The sequence below is a fragment of the Streptomyces sp. NPDC023157 genome (assembly GCF_055560575.1).
Genome location: NZ_JBVHIL010000004.1, coordinates 260,553 through 282,377, shown reverse-complemented (window position 1 = coordinate 282,377; position 21,825 = coordinate 260,553). Strand labels below are relative to the sequence as shown.

Genomic DNA, 21,825 nt, shown 5'->3' with positions numbered 1-21,825 from the left:
CCGCTCCTTTCATGCCTCCACCGCTTCCCGCCCCCGTTACCGCGTCCGTGTCACGCCGTCACGCCTCCGCCAGCTCCGCGTGCATCGCCGCCCGCAGCTCCAGCGTCGCCACGAGCCGCTGGAAGGCCTCCGACCAGTAGCCGCCGGCGCCCGGGGAGGCGTCCTCCGTCTCGGCGGGGAGGGTGGTCAGGGCGGCGAGCTGCGGCACGGTCTCCGGGGAGAGGCAGCGCTCGGCCAGGCCCATCACGCCGCTGAAGCTCCACGGGTAGCTGCCGGCGTCCCGGGCGATGTCCAGGGCGTCGACCACCGCCCGGCCCAGCGCCCCCGACCACGGCACCGTGCACACCCCGAGCAGCTGGAACGCCTCCGACAGGCCGTGCGCCGCTATGAACGAGGCCACCCAGTGGGCCCGCTCCTCCTCCGGGAGCGTCGACAGCAGCTTGGCCCGCTCCGCGAGCGAGGACGTGCCCGGACCGGTGGCCTGCGGGGCCGCCGGGGCGCCCAGGAGGGCCCGCGACCAGTCCGCGTCCCGCTGCCGCACCGCCGCCCGGCACCAGGCCGCGTGCAGCTCGCCCTGCCAGTCGTCGGCGACCGGCAGCGCCACGATCTCCTCGGGCCGCCGCCCCCCGAACCGGGCCGGCCAGCAGTCCAGCGGCGCGGCCTCGACGAGCTGGCCGAGCCACCAGGAACGCTCGCCGCGGCCCGTCGGCGGCGTGGCCGTCACCCCGTCGTGCTGCATGCCCGCGTCGCACTCGTGCGGCGCCTCCACGACGACCGTCGCCGCCCCCCGCGTACGGTCCAGGGAGACGCACGACGCGGCCCGCACCGCCATCCGCGCGGCCAGCGCCGACCCCGGCAGGGCCGACAGCAGCTCGGCGGCCGTCGTGCGCACATTGCGGCTGCGGTCGCCGAGCGCCGCCTCCAGGAACTCCTCGTCCGCCCCGGACAGGCCCGCGCGCAGCGAGTCCAGGAACATCAGCCGGTCCTCCGCCCGCTCGGCCCCCCACGTCGAGGCCAGCAGCGCGCGGCCCGCCGCCGCGTCCCGCGCCCGCACCGCGGTCAGCAGCGCCACCCGCTCCGCGAACAGGCCCTCCTCCCACAGGGCCGACACGGCCCCCGTGTCCCCCGGGTCGGGCAGCGCGCCGCCGCCGCCCGCACCGCGCAGCGCGAACTTCCACTCCGGGTTGAGCCGGGCCAGCCACAGCCCCCGGGGCCCGGCGAAGGCCAGCGCCTGGGGCCGCAGATCGGTCCGGGCGCGGGCGGCGTCGAGCAGCGCCGGCAGGGCCGCCGCCGGGGCGCGGTACCCCCGCTCGTGCGCGGCGGCCAGCCACTGCGGCAGCAGCTCCGTCAGATCGGGCGCCGCCCCGCGCCGCCCCCCGGAGGGCGCGGGCGCCGCCCGGCCCGCGAGCAGCCGGGCCAGCCGGCGCCGGGCCGCCTCGGGCAGCGGTCTGCGCCCGTCCTCCGGCGCCGCCTCCAGCGGCGGCGCGGCGGGACCGGGCCGCAGCCCCGCCCGGCGCCGTACGGTGTGCACGGCGGCGGCGCCGAGCAGCGCGACGGGCGCCGCGTCCCCGGAGGCACCCCCGTGCGGTCTGCGGTCGGTGCCCAGCAGCGCCGACGTGACGAGCTCTTCCCAGGCGTCCTTGGCCACCATGGCCTCCTCCAGAAGTGGGTTCCGAGACGGTTCGGGGCGGGTGCCGGGCGTCAGACCAGCGGCACCGTCTCCCCGGGGGCGTCCCGGGACCAGACGGCCAGCGGGGTGAAGCCCTGGTGGCCGCACTCGCCGAAGACCGTGAGCGGCGCGCCGCCCGACAGGGCCACCAGACGCCACAGGCCCGGCCGGGCCTGCGCGGCGCGGGTCAGCGGCACCGCCTCCCGCTCCGTGCCCCGGGCGTCCGCCAGCTGCCAGCCGTACTCCGCGCGGGCCGGCACGACCTCGGCCAGGGTCACCGGCCAGGCGTCCAGCCACGGATCGTCGCGCAGCGCGCGCCCGTACGCCGTGAGGGCCGCGCCGACCGTGCCGCCGCGCGGCGGGGGACCCGCCGGCACGGGAACGCCGAACTGCTCGACCAGCTCGGCCCGCAGCCCGCCCCCGCCCTCGTACGGCCGCAGCGCCGCGTCGAGCACCGCCCCGACGGGGAAGGCGAGCTGCGGCGCGCGGCCCGCCGCGCCGAAGGCGAGCAGCAGGGCCGTACGGCCGCTCGACTCCCCGTGCAGCCATATGCGCCGGGTCGTCAGCCTGGTGTCCGCCGTGTCGTACTGCGCGAGGACCAGCCAGCGGTCCCGCAGCACCGGGCCGTCCGGCGGGGCCGTCAGCCCCACCCGGGTCCGCACCGTCGCCGCCAGCGGGGCGGGCAGCCGGTCGGCCGACAGCCACGCCCGGTCCAGGAGATGGGTCAGCGCGCACTCCTCCAGGAGCCGCACCGGCCAGCCGGGACCCGAGCCCGCCACCGCGCCCAGCTCCCGCACCCGGCCCGCCAGGCCCGGCGCCTGCGCGTCGACCATGCGGGCCGCCGTCTCCTCCCACAGGGCGGGCCCCGACCGCTCCGCGGCGGCGAGACCACCGCGCAGCAGATCGGCCAGCCGCTGCTCCAACTCCCGCGCCCCCGCGCTGATCCGGGCCGCCCGCCGCTCGGCACGGCGACGCGCCGCCTCCGGGTCCGCCGGACCCGACTCCGCCGAGGCGGCCCCGGCGGCCTCCGCCCGCTCCCGGCGGCCCGCGAGCCACGTCTCGGCCCACTCCGGCGCCTCGGCGGCGCCCGGGCCCGAGGGCACGCCGCCGCCGGACCAGAGCAGCAGCAGCCCCAGCGCGTGCTTGCACGGGAACTTCCGGCTCGGGCAACTGCACTGGTACGCCGGGCCCGTGGTGTCCACGACCGTCCGGTACGGCGTGCTGCCGCTGCCCTTGCACAGGCCCCACACGGCCCCCTGGCCGCCGCTGCCCGCGCCGGACCACGGACCGGCCGCACCCAGCTTGCTTCCCGCTCTGCGTGAGGCCTCGTCAGGAGCCAGTGCCAGCACCTGATCAGCCGTCCAGAGCGCCCCCTGTTCGTCCATGGGAACGACCGTACGACCCTCCACTGACAAACGCTCCCACCTGCGGATTCCTCAGCGGGTCCGGCGGCCGGGGCCGATTGTCAGTGGCATGGTGCACCGTGGTTCGCACAGCAGGTCGAACGATCTGGAGGGGGACCCATGACGCTGCCCGAGACCACCACGGACACCACCGCCGACGGCACCGCCGGCGAGGTGCTGCGGCCGCACGCCGAGGACGCCTTCGGCCACGAACTCGCCGCGCTCGCCGCCGCCGACGACCGGCCGCGCCCCACCCGCTGGCGGCTCTCGCCGTGGGCCGTCGCCACCTATCTCCTCGGCGGCACGCTGCCCGACGGCACCGTCATCACACCCAAGTACGTCGGCCCGCGCCGCATCGTCGAGGTCGCCGTCACCACCCTCGCCACCGACCGGGCCCTGCTCCTGCTCGGGGTGCCCGGCACCGCCAAGACCTGGGTCTCCGAGCACCTGGCCGCCGCCGTCAGCGGCGACTCCACCCTGCTCGTCCAGGGCACCGCCGGCACCCCCGAGGAAGCCATCCGGTACGGCTGGAACTACGCCCGGCTCCTCGCCCACGGCCCCAGCCGCGACGCGCTCGTGCCCAGCCCCGTCATGCGCGCCATGGCCCAGGGCATGACCGCCCGGGTCGAGGAACTCACCCGCATCCCCGCCGACGTGCAGGACACCCTCATCACGGTGCTCTCCGAGAAGACCCTGCCCATCCCCGAGCTGGGCCAGGAGGTGCAGGCCGTCGGCGGGTTCAACCTCATCGCCACCGCCAACGACCGCGACCGCGGCGTCAACGAGCTGTCCAGCGCCCTGCGCCGCCGCTTCAACACCGTCGTGCTGCCGCTGCCCGCCACCCCCGAGGCCGAGGTCGACATCGTGGCCCGGCGCGTCGACCAGATCGGGCGCTCGCTCGACCTGCCCGCCGTACCCGAGGGCGTCGACGAGATCCGCCGGGTCGTCACCGTCTTCCGCGAACTGCGCGACGGGGTCACCACCGACGGGCGCACCAAGCTCAAGTCCCCCTCGGGGACCCTGTCCACCGCCGAGGCGATCTCCGTCGTCACCGGCGGCCTCGCCCTCGCCTCCCACTTCGGCGACGGCGTGCTCCGCTCCGCCGACATCGCCGCCGGCCTCCTCGGCGCGGTCGTCCGCGACCCGGCCGCCGACCGCGTCGTGTGGCAGGAGTACCTGGAGACCGTCGTCCGCGAGAGAGACGGCTGGAAGGACTTCTACCGCGCCTGCCGCGAGGTGACGGCGTGACCCGACCCGACGCCCCGGCGGGGCCCGCCCCCGGGCCCCTCCTGCTCGGGGTGCGGCACCACGGGCCCGGGTCCGCGCGGGCCGTGGCCGCCGCCCTGGACGCGGGGCGGCCCAAAGCCGTCCTGATCGAGGGACCGCCCGAGGCCGACGCCCTCGTCGCGCTCGCCGCCGACCAGGAGATGCGGCCGCCCGTCGCCCTGCTCGCGCACGCCGTGGACGACCCGGGACGCGCGGCCTTCTGGCCGATGGCCGAGTTCTCGCCCGAGTGGACCGCCCTGCGCTGGGCCCTCGACCACGGCGCCGATGTCCGCTTCGTCGACCTGCCCGCCGCCCACACCCTCGCCGCCCCCGAACCGGCCCCGGAGGAGGAGGGCAGGGGCCAGGGCCCGCGCGTCGACCCCGTCGCCGAACTCGCCCGCGCCGCCGGATACGACGACGCCGAACGCTGGTGGGAGGACGTCGTCGAACTGCGCGGCACCACCGACCCGTTCGCCCCCTTCGAAGCCCTCGCCGAAGCCATGGGCGCCCTGCGCGAGGCGTACGGACACGGCGGACACCCCCGCGACCTGGTCCGCGAGGCGTACATGCGGCTGAGCCTGCGCGCCGCGCGGAAGGAGTACGGCGACGACCTCGCCGTCGTCTGCGGCGCCTGGCACGTCCCCGCGCTGCGCCGCGCGACCACCGTCACCGCCGACCGCGCCCTCCTCAAGGGACTGCCCAAGGTCAGGACCGAGCTGACCTGGGTGCCCTGGACCCACCGCCGGCTCGCCCGGCGCTCCGGCTACGGCGCGGGCATCGACGCACCCGGCTGGTACGCGCACCTGTTCACCGCCCCCGACCGCCCGCTCGAACGGTGGATGACCAAGGTCGCCGGACTGCTCCGGGCCGAGGACCTGCCCGTCTCCTCCGCCCACGTCATCGAGGCCGTCCGGCTCGCCGACACCCTCGCCGCGATGCGCGGACGCCCGCTCGCCGGGCTCGGCGAGACCACCGACGCGATCCGGGCCGTGATGTGCGACGGCTCCGACGTCCCCCTCGACCTCGTCCGCGACCGGCTCGTCGTCGGCGACGTCCTCGGCGGCGTCCCCGACGGCGCCCCCGCCGTGCCGCTCCAGCGCGACCTCGCCCGGCTCCAGCGCGGCCTGCGCCTCAAGCCCGAGGCCGAGCCGCGCGAGCTGGAGCTCGACCTGCGCAAGGACAACGACGCCGCCCGCAGCAGGCTCCTCCACCGGCTCCGGCTGCTCGGCGTCGACTGGGGAACCCCCGCCGCCGGGCGCGGCTCCACCGGCACCTTCCGGGAGAGCTGGCGGCTGCGCTGGGAGCCCGAGCTGCACGTCCAGGTCGCCGAGGCGGGCGTGTGGGGCACCACCGTCGAGGCCGCCGCGACCGCCAGGGCCGAGGCCCGGGCCGTGGCCGCGCGGGACCTCGCCGCGCTCACCGCCCTCGCCGAGCAGTGCCTCCTCGCCGGGCTCACCGACGCCCTGCCCGCCGTCCTCGGGGCGCTCGCCGACCGCGCCGCGCTCGACACCGACGTCGCCCACCTCGCCCAGGCCCTGCCCGCCCTCGCCCGCTCCCTCCGCTACGGCGACGTACGCGCCACCGACACCACCGCCCTCCGCCAGGTCGCCGCCGGACTCGCCGCACGCATATGCGTCGGCCTCCCACCCGCCTGCACCGGCCTCGACACGGACGCGGCCACCGAGATGCGCGCCCGCCTGGACGACGTCCACACGGCGATCGCCCTCCTGCCGGAGGGCCCCCGGGCGGACGACACCCGCCCCGCCTCCCAGTCGGCGCCCACCCCCGCCGGCCCCCCACTGATCGAACGCTGGGCCGGTGTCCTGCGGCGGCTCGCCGGGCGGGAGCGGGTGCCCGGGGTGCTGCGGGGGCGGGCCGCGCGGCTGTTGCTCGACGAGGGGCGGCTCGGGGAGGACGAGGCGGCCCGGCTCATGGGGCTCGCGCTCTCGCCCGGCACCCCGCCCGCCGACGCGGCCGCCTGGATCGAGGGCTTCGTCGGGGGCGCCTCCGGCGGCGGACTGCTCCTCGTCCACGACGAGCGGCTGCTCGCCCTCGTCGACGGCTGGCTCGGCTCCGTACCGGCCGACGCGTTCACCGACGTGCTGCCGCTGCTGCGGCGTACGTTCTCGGCGTACGAGCCCGGGGTGCGCCGCACCCTCGGCGAGCTCGCCGCCCGGGGCCCCGCGGCCGGCGGCCCCGCGCGGGCCACCGCCGAGACCCCCGGCTTCGCCACCGCCCTCGACCAGGAGCGCGCCGACGGCGTCCTGCCCCTGCTGCACCTCATCCTCGGCACGGAGGCCCCCGCATGACCCTCAGCCCCGACCGGCAGGGACCGGACAGCGAGCGCCTGCGCCGCTGGCGGCTCGTCCTCGGCGGCGCGGCCGACGGCACCGGCCACGCCCTCACCGGCACCGACGCCGCCATGGACCGCGCGCTCACCGCGCTCTACGAACGGAAGAAGGGGGACCAGGACGCCGGCCGGGACCGTTCGGCGGGGCTCGGGGGCTCCGCGCCCTCCGTCGCCCGCTGGCTCGGCGACATCCGGACGTACTTCCCCAGCTCCGTCGTCCAGGTCATGCAGCGCGACGCGATCGACCGGCTCGGGCTCGCCACGCTCCTCCTGGAGCCCGAGATGCTGGAGGCCGTCGAGGCGGACGTCCACCTCGTCGGCACGCTGCTCTCCCTCGACAAGGCGATGCCGGAGACCACCAAGGAGACCGCGCGGGCCGTCGTCCGCAAGGTCGTCGACGACCTGGAGAAGCGGCTCGCCACCCGCACCCGCGCCACCCTCACCGGGGCGCTGGACCGCTCGGCCCGGATCAGCCGGCCCCGCCACCGGGACATCGACTGGGACCGCACCATCCGCGCCAACCTCAAGAACTACCTCCCCGAGCACCGCACGGTCGTCCCCGAGCGGCTCGTCGGCTACGGCCGGGCCGCGCGGTCGGTGAAGAAGGAGGTCGTCCTCTGCGTCGACCAGTCCGGCTCCATGGCCGCCTCCGTCGTGTACGCCTCCGTCTTCGGCGCCGTCCTCGCCTCCCTGCGCGCGATCGCGACCCGCCTGGTCGTCTTCGACACCGCCGTCGTCGACCTCACCGACCAGCTCGACGACCCCGTCGACGTCCTCTTCGGCACGCAGCTCGGCGGCGGGACGGACATCAACCGGGCGCTCGCCTACTGCCAGTCGCGGATCACCCGCCCCGCCGACACCGTCGTCGTCCTCATCAGCGACCTCTACGAGGGCGGCATCCGCGACGAGATGCTGAAGCGGGTCGCCGCGATGAAGGCCTCCGGAGTGCAGTTCGTGTGCCTGCTCGCCCTCTCCGACGAGGGTGCGCCCGCCTACGACCGGGAGCACGCCGCCGCGCTCGCCGCGCTCGGCGCCCCCGCCTTCGCCTGCACCCCCGACCTCTTCCCGGAGATCATGGCCGCCGCCCTGGAGAAGCGTCCGCTCCCGATACCCGAGGCCTGACCGGGACGGGAGCGGGAAGAGGTACGCGAAGAGGTGCGGATTCCGTCGTGCGGGTGCCACCCGGACGGGTGCGCGTGACCCCACTGAGGTCCATATCACAGTCGGGTCCGGGCGCCCCTCACCTCGCGCCCCGGCGCGCCGTGAGGGGCGCAACCCCCGCTCCCTGCCTGCCACAAGGGCGTCCGGGGTACCCGCGGCCCCCTCCACGGAACGCCCCTTCCCCCCTACGTTCTGTGACCCGTATCACCGCTCCGTTGTGATCTGCGATTTAGGGACCAACGTCCCACGGGGATAACCTGCGAGACGGACATGCCGCGTCCACGGACACCGTGTACGCCTCCCTTGTGACAGCGCAGTCACGTTGCCCTTCGCGGCACGCCCACGCAGACAACGAACCGCGATCATCTAGAAAAGGGACGCGCGTGGACCTGTTCGAGTACCAGGCGAGGGACCTCTTCGCCAAGCACGGTGTACCGGTGCTGGCCGGTGAAGTCATCGACACGCCTGAGGCGGCGCGCGAGGCCACCGAGAGGCTTGGCGGAAAGTCGGTCGTCAAGGCGCAGGTGAAGGTCGGCGGCCGCGGCAAGGCCGGCGGCGTCAAGCTGGCCGCCACCCCGGACGAGGCCGTCGCCCGCGCGACGGACATCCTGGGCATGGACATCAAGGGCCACACGGTCCACAAGGTGATGATCGCCGAGCTGTCCCCGGAGATCGAGGCCGAGTACTACGTCTCGTACCTCCTCGACCGCACCAACCGCACCTTCCTGGCCATGGCCTCGGTGCAGGGCGGCATGGACATCGAGGAGGTCGCGGAGAAGACCCCCGAGGCCCTCGCGAAGGTCCCGGTCGACTCCAACAAGGGCGTCGACATCGAGAAGGCCCGCGAGATCGTCGCCCAGGCGAAGTTCCCGGCCGAGGTCGCCGAGGGCGTCGCCGAGGTCCTGGTCACCCTGTGGGACACCTTCGTCGCCGAGGACGCCCTCCTCGTCGAGGTCAACCCGCTGGCCAAGACCAAGGACGGCCGCGTCCTGGCCCTCGACGGCAAGGTGTCTCTCGACGAGAACGCCGACTTCCGTCAGCCCGAGCACGAGGCGCTCGAGGACAAGGCCGCAGCCAACCCGCTCGAGGCTGCCGCCAAGGCCAAGGGCCTCAACTACGTGAAGCTCGACGGCTCCGTCGGCATCATCGGCAACGGCGCCGGCCTGGTCATGTCGACCCTGGACGTCGTCGCGTACGCCGGTGAGAACCACGGTGGCGTGAAGCCGGCCAACTTCCTCGACATCGGCGGCGGCGCCTCCGCCGAGGTCATGGCGAACGGCCTGGAGATCATCCTGGGCGACGCGGACGTCAAGTCCGTGTTCGTCAACGTCTTCGGTGGCATCACCGCCTGTGACGAGGTCGCCAACGGCATCGTCCAGGCCCTGGAGCTGCTCGCCTCGAAGGGCGAAGAGGTCACCAAGCCGCTGGTCGTGCGCCTCGACGGCAACAACGCCGAGCTGGGTCGCAAGATCCTGTCGGACGCCAACCACCCGCTGGTTCAGCGCGTGGACACCATGGACGGTGCGGCCGACAAGGCCGCCGAGCTCGCGGCTGCGAAGTAAGGGACGAGGACACAGCCATGGCTATCTTCCTCAACAAGGACAGCAAGGTCATCGTCCAGGGCATGACCGGTGCCACGGGCATGAAGCACACCAAGCTCATGCTGGGTGACGGCACCAACATCGTCGGTGGCGTGAACCCGCGCAAGGCCGGCACCTCCGTCGACTTCGACGGCACCGAGATCCCGGTCTTCGGCACCGTCGCCGAGGCGATGAAGGAGACCGGCGCCAACGTCTCGGTCCTCTTCGTCCCGCCGGCCTTCGCCAAGGCCGCCGTGGTCGAGGCGATCGACGCCGAGATCCCGCTCGCCGTGGTCATCACCGAGGGCATCGCCGTCCACGACTCCGCCGCGTTCTACGCGTACGCCGTGGAGAAGGGCAACAAGACCCGCCTCATCGGTCCGAACTGCCCCGGTCTCATCACCCCGGGCCAGTCCAACGCCGGCATCATCCCGGGCGACATCACGAAGCCGGGCCGCATCGGCCTGGTCTCGAAGTCCGGCACGCTGACGTACCAGATGATGTACGAGCTCCGTGACCTCGGCTTCTCCTCCGCCGTCGGCATCGGTGGCGACCCGGTCATCGGCACCACGCACATCGACGCCCTCGCGGCGTTCGAGGCGGACCCCGACACCGACCTGATCGTCATGATCGGCGAGATCGGCGGCGACGCCGAGGAGCGTGCGGCCGACTACATCAAGGCCAACGTCACCAAGCCGGTCGTCGGCTACGTCGCGGGCTTCACCGCGCCCGAGGGCAAGACCATGGGCCACGCCGGCGCCATCGTCTCCGGCTCCTCCGGCACCGCCCAGGCGAAGAAGGAGGCCCTGGAGGCCGCGGGCGTCAAGGTCGGCAAGACGCCGACCGAGACGGCCAAGCTGGCGCGCGCGATCCTCGCGGGCTGAATCCAGGCACAGCGGTAGGCGGCCTGTCCGGCCGGTCCCGCCGTACGCGAGCGGGCCCCGCCCCTCCCGGGAGACCGGGTGGGGGCGGGGCCCGCTCGTTTTCGCGTGGCGTTACTCCGCTCGGGGGATCAGCCGCTCCGGGCCGGGGTTCGGCTCGGACCGCAGCCGGTCGCGCAGCTCCTTGTCCTCCGGGCGCAGTTTCTGCGGGCCGCCGCGGACCGGGACGCCCTCGACGAGCTCGCCGGGCGCGTTCACCGGGATGTAGTGGGTCGGCGCCGTCGACACGGTGAAGGCCGTGACACCGATCAGCACCGCCGTCACCCCGAAGACGGCCCTGGTCAGCAGCCTGGTGCGCCGCTCGCTGCCGCTCCGCACACTGCGCGCCGCCGGCAGGGTCGCCGTCGGCGCCTCCGCGACGAGGGCGCTCAGGCGCCGTTGCAGGGCCTCGGGGTCGGCCAGGCCGGGGACCCGCTGCCCGATGACGGTACGGGCGTGCAGCAGCCGGTTGCCGGCCGCCGGGGTGCTGGCCTCGGTCTCCGCCGCCGTCTCGGGCAGGTCGAGACCGAGCCCGTCGTAGAGCAGGACGGTCCGGCGGTACGGGGCCGGCAGCTCCAGGAGCGCCGTGAGCAGGGCGCGCCGGGAGGCCTCGGTCGGCGCGGAGTCCGGGTGCCGGTGGCGGCGCCGGAAGCGGTGCCAGGGCGAGAGCGCGTACTCGTACGCGGCGGCGCGCACCCAGCCGACCGGGTCCCGGTCGACGGCGACCTCGGGCCAGTGCTGCCAGGCGTGGTGGAAGGCCTGCTCCACGGACTCCCGGGAGAGGCCGCGGCGCCCGGTGAGCAGATAGGTCTGGTGGACGAGGCCGGGCGCGGCGTGCGCGTACAGCGCGTCGAAGGCCTGCTCGGGCGTGAGCCCGGGCTCGACGACGAGCGGGGCGTCGACGAGCGGGGCGTCGGTGACGGGTGCGGCGGCCTCCAGCGCCTCCGCGACCGGCTCGGTGACCGGTTCCGTGACCGGCTCAGGGACCGCCTCCGCAGCCGGTTTCAGCCGCTCCTGGTGGGACGCGGGGGTCCAGGGGGCCGTCTGGGTGACTTGGGTGACCTGGGGCGCCTGAGGCGCCCCAGGCGCCCGAGGGTCCTCAAGAGACGCGGCCGAGTGCGCGGCGGCAGTCATGGCCGGCGCCACGGCCGGTGCCACGGCCGGCGCCGCCTTCGCCGCGCCCACCGGGGCCTTCCCCGTGGGCGCCGGAGCCGGTGCCGGGGACTTGGGCGGCCGCGCCGGGCCCTTGGCGGCCGGGCGGGGGCGGGTGGCGGTGGGGGCCGGCCGGGTGGGCTTCTCGGTACGGGGCGTGGCGGGCTCCTCGTACACGCCGAGCAGCTTCGCGTACGCCTCACACTTGCGTCCCCTGGGGGCGCTGCGGCCGGTCTCCCAGGCGCGGACGGTGGCGCGGGTGACGCCCATGGCCTCCGCGACCTGCTCCTCGGTCAAGGAGAGGGCCTCGCGTAGGCGCCGCCGCTCCTTGGGGGAGGGCAGCGAGGCGGTCGGGCTCGTGGGGCTCATCGGTGTCGACCTCCCGCGGTGCGGCCGATGCGGCTCTGGGCCGAAAAGTACATAAACGTATCTTGAGCGACACAACGGCCATTCGCCTGTTACGCGGGCAAACCGCGTGTCGCTGGCAGCATGGGCCCCGTGACGCAAGTGACCGAGCACCGCCCGCCGTTGTCACCCGACGCCCCGGTCCAGGGGGCCCGTACCGCCGCCCTGGCCACGGCTTTCGTGCGCGGCGGGGTCGCCGCGGGCCTCGGGCTCGGCGCGCTCGCCGTCCTCGTGACGGGCGCCTGGATCGCCTCCCCGTTCCCGGACAGCGGCCCCGGCGGGGCCCTGCACGCCGCCGCGGGCCTCTGGCTGCTGGCCCACGGCGCCGACCTGCTCCGCACCGACACGGCCGGCGGGACCCTCGCACCCCTCGGCGTCACCCCGCTGCTGCTCACGGCCCTGCCGCTGTGGCTCGCGCACCGGGCCGCCCGGGACACCCTCGACGCCGCCGGCGGGCGCCCCACCCCCTCCATCGCGGGGGCCGTGGCCGCCGTGTCGGGGGGATATCTGCTGGTCGCGGCCGTGGTCGTGGTCTACACGGAGAGCGGGGCACTGCCCGCCGACCTGCTCACCGCCGGGGTGTGGACGCCCCTGACCGTGCTCGCCGCGGCCGCCGCGGGCGCCTGGACGGCGCACGGCAGGCCGCTGCCGTGCCGGGTCGAGACCGTCGTGGCCCTGCGCGCCGCCGGACGCGCGCTGACCGTCCTGCTGGGCGGCGGCGCGGCGCTCGCGGCGGCCTCGCTGCTCTGGCACGCCGGCGACGCCCAGGCCTCCCTCAACGGCCTCGCGGGCGAGTGGTCGGGGCGCGTGGCCGTCCTGCTGCTCGTCCTGGCGCTGCTGCCGAACGCGGTCGTCTGGGGCATGGCGTACGGCCTCGGCCCCGGCTTCTCCGTCGGTACGGGTGCCCTGGTCACCCCCCTCGGATTCGCCGGCACCCCCGCCGTGCCCGACTTCCCGCTGCTCGCCGCGCTGCCCGCCGAGGGCCGGGGCATGTGGCTGCACTGGACGGCCGCGGCGGTCCCGGTCGCCGCCTCGCTGCTGCTCGGGCACCGGGTGGGGCGGGCGGCCCGCGCCTGGCCGGCCCGCGAGGCGGTCCGGGCCGGGCTCGTCGCCTCCTGGGCGTGCGGGGCGGTGGTGGCGCTGCTCGCGGCGGCGGCCGGCGGCCCGCTCGGCGTGGGGCGGCTCGCCTCCTTCGGCCCGGTGTGGTGGCAGGCGGGCGCGGCGGCGGTGCTGTGGGGCTCGGTGCTCGGCGTGCCGACGGCGCTGGCCGTACGGTCCTGGGGCCTGCGCGGCCGAGGGCGCGGAGCGGCGGCCCTGGCGGCGGCCAAGGGCGTACCGGTCGCGGCCGGAGCGGCGGTCCTCGCGCTGCTGCCGCTGCCCCTCCCCGTACCGGCGGAGGCGGCGCGGGACCCCCGGGGCGCCGGCGCGGGCACCGAGCCCGCCGACCCTGCCGACCCCGCCGACGCGACCTGGTCCGCCGAGGGCCCGGCCGCCGCGGCCCCGCTGGGCGCGCTCGCCGCCCTGGACGCGCTGGAAGCCCTCGACGATCTCGACGACCTCGACGAGGGCACCGGCGGCGGCGCGTACGGCTTCCTGCCCGCCGCCTGGGAACCCCCCGCACAGCAGACGGCTCCGGAACGGGAACGGGAACAGGAACGGGGGCAGCAACAGGAGCAGGAAGAGGAACGGGAACAGGAACGGGAACAGGGGCCGGCTCCGGAAGCCGCCCCCTGATCTGTCCCCCCGCTCCGACTCCTGCGACCGCTCCCGCTACTCCCGCACCCCGAAGGTGTCCTGCAGCGGCTTCGGCAGCAGGTCGTTGCAGGCCAGCTGGGCCTGCTTGGTCAGGGCGTCGTCGCGGCACTCGTAGAAGTCCCGGTAGACGAGGTGCATCGCGAAGCCGCTCGCGACGATCGCCAGGGCCACCGCGGACGCTGCCAGACCGCTGATCGCCGACGTCCGCTTCGAGCGGGCCGCTCCGGCGGCCGCCGCGATCTGGGCGGGCGTCGGCGGGCCGTCGACGTTCTCCGGGGCCTTCACCCGCGCGCGCAGGGCGCTGATCGCCCAGTACAGGCCGAGGGTGCCGAGGAGCAGGGCCAGCTCCGGGATGTTGAAGATCGCGAAGAAGAACGCCCACATGCCGGAGAGCACCGCGTACCGCGCCCGCCGCTGCGCCGGGTCGGTCGGATCCCAGCGCAGGCCGGGGCCCTGGCCGCCCTCGGGCCCGCCCGGTCCGCCGCCCTGCCCGCCCGAGGGCTGCTCGGGGCGGCGGCCGAAGCCGTCGGAGGAACGCCCCGGCTGGCTGCTGCTCCAGCCAGGACCGGACGTCGAACCGTCCGCCGGGCCGTCGGCGTGGTCCGAGCCCTCTGGGCGTCTCGGCTGCCACGGCTGGTCCGGCTGCCCCTCCGGCGGCGGCGCGAACGGGTTGTTGTCGTTCGTGGACTGGCGATCCGGCATGTGCTGGACGTCTTCCCTCTGTCTGTCGTGCGCGGGTGTGGCCTGCTGTCGCGTGGCTGTGGCGTGCTGTGGCGTGTCGTCGGACCTTGACGCTACCCCCCGGCCCCGCCCCCGTCCCGTGGGGGCCGTCCGGTGTGCCGGTATCGTTGCTGACGGCCGAGCCCTTCGTAGGGTTCCCCGTATCGCGGGATGCGATTCGTTCGTACGACCGCACAAACACCACGGAAAGAGTGACCCAGTGGCTGCCGCCCGCCTCGTCGTCCTGGTCTCCGGCTCCGGCACGAACCTCCAGGCCCTGCTCGACGCCATCGCGGCCGACCCCCAGGGGTACGGCGCCGAGGTCGTCGCCGTCGGGGCCGACCGCGACGGGATCGCCGGCCTGGAGCGGGCCGAGCGGGCCGGGCTGCCCACCTTCGTCTGCCGGGTCAAGGACCACGGCAGCCGCGAGGAGTGGGACCGCGCGCTCACCGAGGCCACCGCCGCGTACGAGCCGGACCTCGTCGTCTCGGCCGGTTTCATGAAGATCGTCGGCAAGGAGTTCCTCGCCCGCTTCGGCGGCCGCGTGGTCAACACCCACCCGGCGCTGCTCCCCAGTTTTCCCGGTGCCCATGGGGTGCGCGACGCACTCGCCTACGGGGCGAAGGTCACCGGATGCACCGTCCACTTCGTCGACGACGGCGTCGACACCGGCCCGATCATCGCCCAGGGCGTGGTCGAGGTGCGGGACGAGGACGATGAGGCCGCGCTCCACGAGCGCATCAAGGACGTCGAGCGCTCGCTGCTCGTCGAGGTCGTGGGGCGCCTCGCCCGTAACGGCTACAGCATTGAGGGACGAAAGGTTCATGTCGGTGAACGACACCGTTAAGCCCATCCGCCGCGCGCTGGTCAGCGTCTACGACAAGACGGGGCTCGAAGAGCTGGCCCGTGGACTGCACGAGGCCGGGGTCGAGCTCGTCTCCACCGGCTCCACCGCCTCGAAGATCGCCGCGGCCGGCGTCCCGGTCACCAAGGTCGAGGAGCTCACCGGCTTCCCGGAGTGCCTGGACGGGCGCGTCAAGACCCTCCACCCGCGCGTGCACGCCGGCATCCTCGCCGACCTGCGCCTGGAGTCGCACCGCGAGCAGCTGGCCGAGCTGGGCGTCGAGCCCTTCGACCTGGTCGTCGTGAACCTGTACCCGTTCCGTGAGACCGTCGCGTCCGGCGCCACCCCGGACGAGTGCGTCGAGCAGATCGACATCGGCGGCCCCTCCATGGTCCGCGCCGCCGCCAAGAACCACCCGTCCGTGGCCATCGTCACCGAGCCCGGCGCCTACGCCGCGGTCCTCGACGCGGTCAAGGAGGGCGGCTTCACGCTGGCGCAGCGCAAGCGCTTCGCCGGCCAGGCCTTCCAGCACACCGCCGCGTACGACGTGGCCGTGGCCTCCTGGTTCGCCGACGACTACGCCGCGGCCGACGACAGCGGCTTCCCCGACTTCCTGGGCGCCACCTACGCGCGCAAGAACGTCCTGCGCTACGGCGAGAACCCGCACCAGGGCGCCGCGCTCTACGTCGACGGCACGGGCGGCCTCGCCGAGGCCGAGCAGCTGCACGGCAAGGAGATGTCCTACAACAACTACACGGACACCGACGCCGCGCGCCGGGCCGCGTACGACCACGCCGAGCCGTGCGTCGCGATCATCAAGCACGCCAACCCGTGCGGCATCGCGATCGGCGCGGACGTCGCCGAGGCGCACCGCAAGGCGCACGCCTGCGACCCGCTCTCCGCGTTCGGCGGCGTCATCGCCGTCAACCGCCCGGTGTCGGTCGCGATGGCCGAGCAGGTCGCCGAGATCTTCACCGAGGTCATCGTCGCCCCGGCGTACGAGGACGGCGCGGTCGAGGTCCTGGCCAAGAAGAAGAACATCCGTGTGCTGCGCGCCGACGGCGCCCCGGCCAACCCGGTCGAGGTCAAGCCCGTCGACGGCGGTGCCCTGCTCCAGGTCACCGACCGCCTGCAGGCCGAGGGCGACGACCCGGCCCACTGGACCCTCGCCACCGGCGAGGCGCTCTCCGCCGAAGAGCTCGCCGAGCTCGCCTTCGCCTGGAAGGCCTGCCGCGCGGTCAAGTCCAACGCGATCCTGCTCGCCAAGGGCGGCGCCTCGGTCGGCGTCGGCATGGGCCAGGTCAACCGCGTCGACTCCGCGAAGCTGGCCGTCGAGCGGGCCGGCGAGGAGCGCGCCGCCGGCTCGTACGCCGCCTCGGACGCCTTCTTCCCCTTCCCCGACGGCCTGGAGATCCTCACGGCCGCGGGCGTGAAGGCGGTCGTGCAGCCCGGCGGCTCGGTCCGCGACGAGCTGGTGATCGAGGCGGCGGCGAAGGCCGGCGTGACGATGTACTTCACGGGGACGCGCCACTTCTTCCACTGAGCAGTGAGCGCTGAGCCCGTGGGCTGAGCGAGGAGGGCCCGCCGGTACGCCCTCGCGTACCGGCGGGCCCTCCGCCGTGTCCGCTCACCCCCGCAGCGTCTCCGCCGGGGCCACCCGGGCCGCCGCGAGGGCCGGGTAGACGCCGGCCAGCATGCCGACGGCGAGGCCGAGGAGGGGCCCCGCCAGGGTCAGGCGGGGGTCGAGGACCACGAGCCAGCCCTTGGCGAGGGCGGTGCCGGCCGTCACGTCCACGCCGACGGCCGTGCCGAGGACCCCGCCGACCAGGCCGAGCAGCCCGCACTCCACGAGGAACTGCGCCGACACCGCCGCCCGGCCCGCGCCGACCGCCCGGCGCAGGCCGATCTCGGAGCGCCGCTCGACGACCGAGACGTACGTGGTGTTGCTGACGCCCAGCGCGCCGATCAGCAGCGACACCCCCGCCAGGCCCAGGAACAGGGCCCGGGTCTCGCTCTCCACGCCGCCGCGGAAGCTGCCCAGGTCGGCGGGGACGATCGCGGCGAGCCGGTCGGGGCCCTCGGGGTAGAGGGCGAGGGGTGCCTCCACGCCGACCTGCTGGGCCGCGCCGAGTGCGGTGCGCAGGACGGCCTCGGTGGGGCCGAAGACCAGCCGCCCGCCCTCCTTGCCGTCGGCCGCGTCGGCGCCGGACGGCGGCTGGGGGCGGGCCAGGACCCCGCCGTCGCCCGCGCAGTTCGCGTACGGGACGACGACGCTGCCGGTGAGCCGGGTCTCGCCCGCCGGGGCGCGGAAGGTGCCGATGACGGTGAAGGGGCGGCCCGCGAGGTAGACCGCGGGGGCGGCCTCCGGGTCCTGTTCGAGCAGGGCGTCCAGGCCGAGGGCCTTGGCGGCGACGGTGTCCACGACGGCGACCGCGTCCCCGCGCGCGTTGTGCCCGGCGTCGGGGAGCCGCCCGGAGCGGGCGGTCACCCCGAGGGCGGCGAGCGCCCCCTCGTCGGCGGCCAGCACCCGCAGCTCCTGCGGGGTGGCCCGGTCGAAGCGGGGGTCGAGCGCCGAGACGGCGGGCCGTTCGTCCGCGGCGCAGAGGAGGCCCGCCGACCGTACGCCGTTGAGCTTCCTGGCCCGGGTCACCGCCGCCGCGCCGGGCCGGACGGCCTCGTTGTGGAAGCGGACGGTCACGGCCGTGGCCTTGAGCGCGTCGAAGCGGCCGGAGACGGCGTCCGCCGCGCTCGCCGTGATGCCGGTGGTGGCGAGGGCGGCGGCGATGCCGAGGGCGATCCCGAGGACGGTGAGCAGCGAGCGCAGCCGGCGCCCGAGCACGGCGTACACGGCCTGGACGGCGATGTCCGTGAACGCCGTACCGGCCCTGGCCCGCCCGCCGCGTCCCCATCCGCGGCGCCACCGCCCGTCGCGACCCCGCCCGCCGCGTCCCCGGCGCCGCTCAGCCGACAACGCGGCCGTCCACGACCCGCAGTTCCCGGTCGGCCCGTTCGGCCACGTCCCGTTCGTGGGTGACGACGACCACCGTCCGCTCGGGGGTGACCAGTGCGCGCAGCAGCTCCATCACCTGTCCGGTGTTGGCTGAGTCCAGGTTGCCGGTGGGCTCGTCGCACAGCAGGACCGACGGCTGGTGCACGACGGCCCTGGCCAGCGCGACCCGCTGGCGTTCGCCGCCGGACAGCGTCGTCGGGCGGGCCGTGATCCGGTGCCCGAGGCCGACCGAGCGCAGCGCCCGCTCGGCGAGTTCGCGCCGCTCGGCGCGCGGGTGGCGGGTGTGCACGAGCGGCAGCTGCACATTGCGCAGACAGCTCAGGTACGGCACGAGGTGGAAGGACTGGAAGACGAAGCCGAGCCGGGTGGCCCGCAGCCGGGTCCGCTCGCGCTCGCCGAGCGTGCGGACGTCGACGCCGTCCATCGCGTACCGCCCGCCGGTGGCGGTGTCGAGCAGCCCGAGGATGTTGAGCAGCGTCGACTTCCCCGAACCGGAGGGGCCGGTGATGGCGACCATCTCCCCGGTGCTGATCTCCAGCGTCGCGTCGACCAGCGCGGTCACCGGGCGGGCCGCCGGGTACGTCTTGGAGACCCCCGCCATGGAGATCACCACCCGCCGCCCGGCCGGTGACGGGGTCTCAGCCAAGGCCGGCCTCCCGGTACGCGTAGCCGACGAGCAGCGGCGCCCCGGCCTTGAGGACCGGGTCGCTGAAGGTCACCGCCGCCCGGCCGCCGACGGTGAGGGCCACCTCGACGGGCACGTGCCGGCGCCGGTCGCCCTGGAGGACGGTCACCGAGACGACGCCGGCGGGGTCGGTCCACAGGGCGGAGACCGGGACGACGAGCGCGTCCGGCGGGCTGGTGCGCCGGACCACCTCGACCGTGACGGAACTGCCGAGCGCGCCGTCGGGGACGCGCCCGCCGATGTCGAAGTACGCGGTCCGCGCGGTGCCGCCGGTGCTCAGCCGGTCGTACGAGCCCTGGAGCCGTCCCTTGCCGAGCCCGGCCCCCTCGCCGTGCGCCTCGGCCCGGGTGCCCCGGGGCAGCGCGGTCAGGTCGGGCAGGTCCGATTCGGTGACGGGGACCTTGACCTGCCAGTGGCCGCCGGTGACGGTGAACAGCGCCTCGGCGGCACCCGTCCCCACCCGGCCGGGCACGTCGCCGACGACGGCGGGGAGCGAACCCAGGTACGTCACCTCGGACATGGGGAACGTGACGACGGTACGGGCCGGGGGCGGCGGCGGTGCGGACGAGCCGCCGCCGGTGCCGGAGCTGGTCCCGCCGCCGTTCCCCTTCCCGGTCCGGCCTCCGCCGTCGCTCCCGGCCCCCGTCCCGCCGTCCGTGGCCGCCCCTCCGCCCAAGGCCCCCGTTCCCGTCCCGCCCTCCGGGCCGAGCTGCGCCCGGTAGCCCGCCCTGCGGTACAGCCGTTTCAGGTCCCGGGCCGTCCGGTCGTCGAAGGCGCCCGTCACGGGGGTCCCGTACAACTGCTCCAGGGCCTGCTGGAGCTGGCGTACGTCGGGGCCCTCCATGCCTTCGGTCAGGTCGCGGTAGGCGGGGAACGCGCCCTCCAGGAGGAAGAGGGGGCGGCCCGAGATCTCCGCGGCCACGGCGCCGTTCGCCAGGCGCTGTCCGGGTTTCAGGGAGAGCCGGGTGACGACCTGCCGGGCGGCGCCCGTGCCGGACTCGGGGCCCTTCACGGTCAGGGTGCTGCTGCGGGTCAGGGTGCCGTCCCAGCGCCTGCGGTCGACCAGGGGGCCGGCCTCGGCGGGCACGGTGACGCTGGAGCGCGGCGGTGCGGCGGCCGAGGAGGCGCGCTGCTGGGGGGTGCGGGCCTGGGAGGCGGCGATCCAGGCGCCGCCGCTCGCGGCGAGCGCGAGGACCAGACCGGCCGCGCCGGCCAACCGGCCCCAGCGGCGCTTCGGGGGCCCGTCGGGGGCCGCGGGGGCCGCGTCCGTGCCGTCCATTTCAGGACTCCAGCATTTTCTGGGCCTTCTTCTGAGCCTCGTTCAGAATTTGCTGATAGGCGACGAGATCGGGTTCGTTCTTCACGTAGAGCGCCGTCAGGGACTTCTGGTAGGCGGACCGCCAGAACGCGTCGTACTTCGCGGAGTCGGCGCACTGCGCGTCGGCTTTCGCCTGGGCGATCTCCTGTTTCCTGCCGGATTCCACGGCGGCGGCGTCCAGGTTCTTTCCGGCGTCCTTTCCGCCGTAATACCCCTTGGCTTTCTTGATGGCCTCGGTCGGTGATTTCATTCCGCCGTAGCCGGCCTTCTCCATGCAGCTCGACCAGGTGCCGACGGCCTTGAGGAAGGCGTCGGAGCTCTCCGCCTGGCGGCCGGCCTCGTGGCGCATGCCGTTGTCGGTGAGCCACATGAGGCGCAGGTACTTGGGCATGTCGCCGTAGAGCGCCTTCCGGGTCTCGCCGATGCAACCGCCGCTCGGCGAGGAGAACTTGCCCTCGCCGGTCTCGTAGCTGACGAGCTGGTCCGGGGCGCCGTTCTTGGCCTCGGTGTACCGCCGCTTCTCGCCGTCGGGCAGGTCCGCCCACGGCCCCGGCTTGTCGCCGGTCGAGTCCTGGGGGGCGGCGGTGTCGCCGCGCGCGTCCGGGGCGGCGCCGTAGCCGTGCCGCGCGGCCTCCTGGGCGGTGGGGGAGACCCGGCCCTCGGGGGCGTCGGAGCCGCTGGTGTCGGGCATGGGCGCGGGGTCCGGCGGGTGCACCGTGAAGCCCTTGGAGACCATGCACCTGCGGGTGAGCTGGAGCTCCATCGCGCCGACCTGGCGGGAGAGTTCCTTGGCCGAGTCGAAGGCCGACCTGGCCTTGGCGGCGTCGGCCGCGTCGGGCGCGGACACCCCGCCCCGGGTGGCGTCGGGGCCGGCCTGCGCGCCGTCGTCCGGGGCGGCGTCGGGGCCCGATCCGCAGCCGGTGAGCAGGGCGAGGGCGGCGGCGGCCAGGGTGGCGCCGATCCGATGACGGGGGAGCATGAGGGTCCCTTCGGAGCGGTCCTGCCGGTCCGGCGGCGCTGTCGGGCGGGCCCTTGCGGGCGGTCCTGCCGAGCGGTCGTGCCGGGCGGTATGGTGGCGGCGGGATGCCTCCCCCTCCTGCGATGAGGGGGAGGCATCCCGTGTGTTCACCGCTGACGCGGGGTCAGCACCAGCTGGTGCCGTCCCACTTGTGCGAGCGGCCGTTGTCGTTCTGCGAGCTGCCGCCGGCGCCGAGCTGGTAGCCGGGGTTGAAGCAGGTGTTCACGGTGGAGTAGTTGGCGTAGGCGTACACCTTCACCGTGACGCTCCACTTGTTCATCCAGGAGCTGTCGTTGTCGTAGATCGCGGACTGGTCGGACCAGTTGGAGTCCGCGCCGCCGAAGCGGTACATCGGGTAGTTCTGGTTGAACTCCTGCGCCTGGTAGACGCAGAAGTAGCCGTCGTAACAGTTGCGGTCGACCGCCGAGGCCGGGGACGTGACGGCCATCGTCAGGCCGGCCGCGGCGGAAACCCCCAGGAGTGCGGAGATCATTCTGCGCTTGACCATGTGCTCTTCCTTTCACGTGGAGTGTCGGGAGAAACGGGTCGTGCGGTCGAGGAAGCTAGCA

17 protein-coding genes are annotated in these 21,825 nt (G+C 75.2%); 8 read left to right on the top strand and 9 right to left on the bottom strand.

What is annotated here, in order from left to right; all coding sequences use genetic code 11:
* Positions 1–58: 58 nt before the first annotated feature.
* The gene (locus ACZ3ZE_RS16245; RefSeq protein ID WP_467259496.1) at positions 59–1,651 is read right to left on the bottom strand and encodes a DUF5691 domain-containing protein; all 1,593 of its coding nucleotides are present in this window, start codon (positions 1,649–1,651) and stop codon (positions 59–61) included.
* Positions 1,652–1,701: 50 nt separating this feature from the next.
* Positions 1,702–3,054 carry an SWIM zinc finger family protein gene (locus ACZ3ZE_RS16240; RefSeq protein WP_361621471.1) on the bottom strand — a complete coding sequence of 451 codons (1,353 nt, stop codon included), beginning with the start codon at positions 3,052–3,054 and terminating at the stop codon, positions 1,702–1,704.
* Positions 3,055–3,192: 138 nt separating this feature from the next.
* Here ACZ3ZE_RS16240 and ACZ3ZE_RS16235 point away from each other — a divergent pair, with 138 nt between their 5' ends.
* The 5 genes from ACZ3ZE_RS16235 to sucD all read left to right on the top strand — a co-directional run bounded on the left by ACZ3ZE_RS16235 (position 3,193) and on the right by sucD (position 10,313).
* Entirely contained in the window at positions 3,193–4,320 is a 1,128-nt protein-coding gene (locus ACZ3ZE_RS16235) for an ATP-binding protein (RefSeq protein WP_467259493.1), read from the top strand.
* A complete protein-coding gene (locus tag ACZ3ZE_RS16230) occupies positions 4,317–6,647 on the top strand; it encodes a DUF5682 family protein (RefSeq protein WP_467259491.1) in 2,331 nt (776 codons plus the stop codon). The genes ACZ3ZE_RS16235 and ACZ3ZE_RS16230 overlap by 4 nt, the downstream gene beginning before the upstream one ends.
* The gene (locus tag ACZ3ZE_RS16225) at positions 6,644–7,810 is read left to right on the top strand and encodes a VWA domain-containing protein (protein WP_361166258.1); all 1,167 of its coding nucleotides are present in this window, start codon (positions 6,644–6,646) and stop codon (positions 7,808–7,810) included. Before ACZ3ZE_RS16230 ends, ACZ3ZE_RS16225 begins: the two co-directional genes overlap by 4 nt.
* Positions 7,811–8,232: 422 nt before the next feature.
* Positions 8,233–9,411: an ADP-forming succinate--CoA ligase subunit beta gene (sucC, locus tag ACZ3ZE_RS16220; protein ID WP_361166261.1), complete on the top strand. Its 1,179-nt coding sequence runs from the start codon at positions 8,233–8,235 to the stop codon at positions 9,409–9,411.
* Positions 9,412–9,428: 17 nt separating this feature from the next.
* A complete protein-coding gene (sucD, locus tag ACZ3ZE_RS16215; RefSeq protein WP_361166264.1) occupies positions 9,429–10,313 on the top strand; it encodes a succinate--CoA ligase subunit alpha in 885 nt (294 codons plus the stop codon).
* Positions 10,314–10,424: 111 nt separating this feature from the next.
* Here sucD and ACZ3ZE_RS16210 read toward each other — a convergent pair whose 3' ends face one another.
* On the bottom strand, positions 10,425–11,870 hold the full coding sequence (locus ACZ3ZE_RS16210; protein ID WP_467259489.1) for a helix-turn-helix domain-containing protein: 1,446 nt from the start codon (positions 11,868–11,870) through the stop codon (positions 10,425–10,427).
* A gap of 120 nt (positions 11,871–11,990) precedes the next feature.
* Between ACZ3ZE_RS16210 and ACZ3ZE_RS16205 the strand changes: the two genes are divergently transcribed.
* Entirely contained in the window at positions 11,991–13,640 is a 1,650-nt protein-coding gene (locus tag ACZ3ZE_RS16205; protein ID WP_467259487.1) for a cell division protein PerM, read from the top strand.
* A 36-nt stretch (positions 13,641–13,676) separates the two neighbouring features.
* Here ACZ3ZE_RS16205 and ACZ3ZE_RS16200 read toward each other — a convergent pair whose 3' ends face one another.
* Positions 13,677–14,363, bottom strand: coding sequence for a hypothetical protein (locus ACZ3ZE_RS16200; RefSeq protein ID WP_467259484.1), 687 nt, complete (start codon positions 14,361–14,363; stop codon positions 13,677–13,679).
* 238 nt (positions 14,364–14,601) lie between these two features.
* Here ACZ3ZE_RS16200 and purN point away from each other — a divergent pair, with 238 nt between their 5' ends.
* The gene (gene purN, locus ACZ3ZE_RS16195) at positions 14,602–15,228 is read left to right on the top strand and encodes a phosphoribosylglycinamide formyltransferase (protein ID WP_351657658.1); all 627 of its coding nucleotides are present in this window, start codon (positions 14,602–14,604) and stop codon (positions 15,226–15,228) included.
* Positions 15,206–16,768 (top strand): bifunctional phosphoribosylaminoimidazolecarboxamide formyltransferase/IMP cyclohydrolase, encoded by a 1,563-nt coding sequence (gene purH, locus ACZ3ZE_RS16190; RefSeq protein ID WP_361166277.1) that lies wholly within the window; start codon positions 15,206–15,208, stop codon positions 16,766–16,768. Before purN ends, purH begins: the two co-directional genes overlap by 23 nt.
* Positions 16,769–16,852: 84 nt before the next feature.
* Here the strand turns inward: purH and ACZ3ZE_RS16185 are convergent, their stop codons facing one another.
* The 5 genes from ACZ3ZE_RS16185 to ACZ3ZE_RS16165 form a co-directional block, all read right to left on the bottom strand.
* On the bottom strand, positions 16,853–18,073 hold the full coding sequence (locus ACZ3ZE_RS16185; RefSeq protein ID WP_467259482.1) for an ABC transporter permease: 1,221 nt from the start codon (positions 18,071–18,073) through the stop codon (positions 16,853–16,855).
* Between the two features lie 112 nt (positions 18,074–18,185).
* Positions 18,186–18,881, bottom strand: coding sequence for an ABC transporter ATP-binding protein (locus ACZ3ZE_RS16180; RefSeq protein ID WP_361625530.1), 696 nt, complete (start codon positions 18,879–18,881; stop codon positions 18,186–18,188).
* On the bottom strand, positions 18,874–20,199 hold the full coding sequence (locus ACZ3ZE_RS16175) for a hypothetical protein (protein WP_467259480.1): 1,326 nt from the start codon (positions 20,197–20,199) through the stop codon (positions 18,874–18,876). The genes ACZ3ZE_RS16180 and ACZ3ZE_RS16175 overlap by 8 nt, the downstream gene beginning before the upstream one ends.
* Position 20,200: 1 nt before the next feature.
* Positions 20,201–21,217: a hypothetical protein gene (locus ACZ3ZE_RS16170; RefSeq protein ID WP_467259478.1), complete on the bottom strand. Its 1,017-nt coding sequence runs from the start codon at positions 21,215–21,217 to the stop codon at positions 20,201–20,203.
* Positions 21,218–21,380: 163 nt separating this feature from the next.
* The gene (locus ACZ3ZE_RS16165; protein WP_361166291.1) at positions 21,381–21,764 is read right to left on the bottom strand and encodes a peptidase inhibitor family I36 protein; all 384 of its coding nucleotides are present in this window, start codon (positions 21,762–21,764) and stop codon (positions 21,381–21,383) included.
* Between the last annotated feature and the right edge of the window lie 61 nt (positions 21,765–21,825).

Bases quoted from the DNA above. Each gene is read 5' to 3' on its own strand.
- ACZ3ZE_RS16210 (WP_467259489.1), bottom strand. From the start codon at position 11,870: ATGAGCCCCACGAGCCCGACCGCCTCGCTGCCCTCCCCCAAGGAGCGG.
- ACZ3ZE_RS16205 (WP_467259487.1), top strand. From the start codon at position 11,991: ATGGGCCCCGTGACGCAAGTGACCGAGCACCGCCCGCCGTTGTCACCC.
- sucD (WP_361166264.1), top strand. From the start codon at position 9,429: ATGGCTATCTTCCTCAACAAGGACAGCAAGGTCATCGTCCAGGGCATG.
- ACZ3ZE_RS16225 (WP_361166258.1), top strand. From the start codon at position 6,644: ATGACCCTCAGCCCCGACCGGCAGGGACCGGACAGCGAGCGCCTGCGC.
- ACZ3ZE_RS16175 (WP_467259480.1), bottom strand. From the start codon at position 20,199: ATGGACGGCACGGACGCGGCCCCCGCGGCCCCCGACGGGCCCCCGAAG.
- ACZ3ZE_RS16165 (WP_361166291.1), bottom strand. From the start codon at position 21,764: ATGGTCAAGCGCAGAATGATCTCCGCACTCCTGGGGGTTTCCGCCGCG.
- ACZ3ZE_RS16240 (WP_361621471.1), bottom strand. From the start codon at position 3,054: ATGGACGAACAGGGGGCGCTCTGGACGGCTGATCAGGTGCTGGCACTG.
- ACZ3ZE_RS16245 (WP_467259496.1), bottom strand. From the start codon at position 1,651: ATGGTGGCCAAGGACGCCTGGGAAGAGCTCGTCACGTCGGCGCTGCTG.
- ACZ3ZE_RS16235 (WP_467259493.1), top strand. From the start codon at position 3,193: ATGACGCTGCCCGAGACCACCACGGACACCACCGCCGACGGCACCGCC.
- ACZ3ZE_RS16200 (WP_467259484.1), bottom strand. From the start codon at position 14,363: ATGCCGGATCGCCAGTCCACGAACGACAACAACCCGTTCGCGCCGCCG.
- purH (WP_361166277.1), top strand. From the start codon at position 15,206: ATGTCGGTGAACGACACCGTTAAGCCCATCCGCCGCGCGCTGGTCAGC.
- ACZ3ZE_RS16170 (WP_467259478.1), bottom strand. From the start codon at position 21,217: ATGCTCCCCCGTCATCGGATCGGCGCCACCCTGGCCGCCGCCGCCCTC.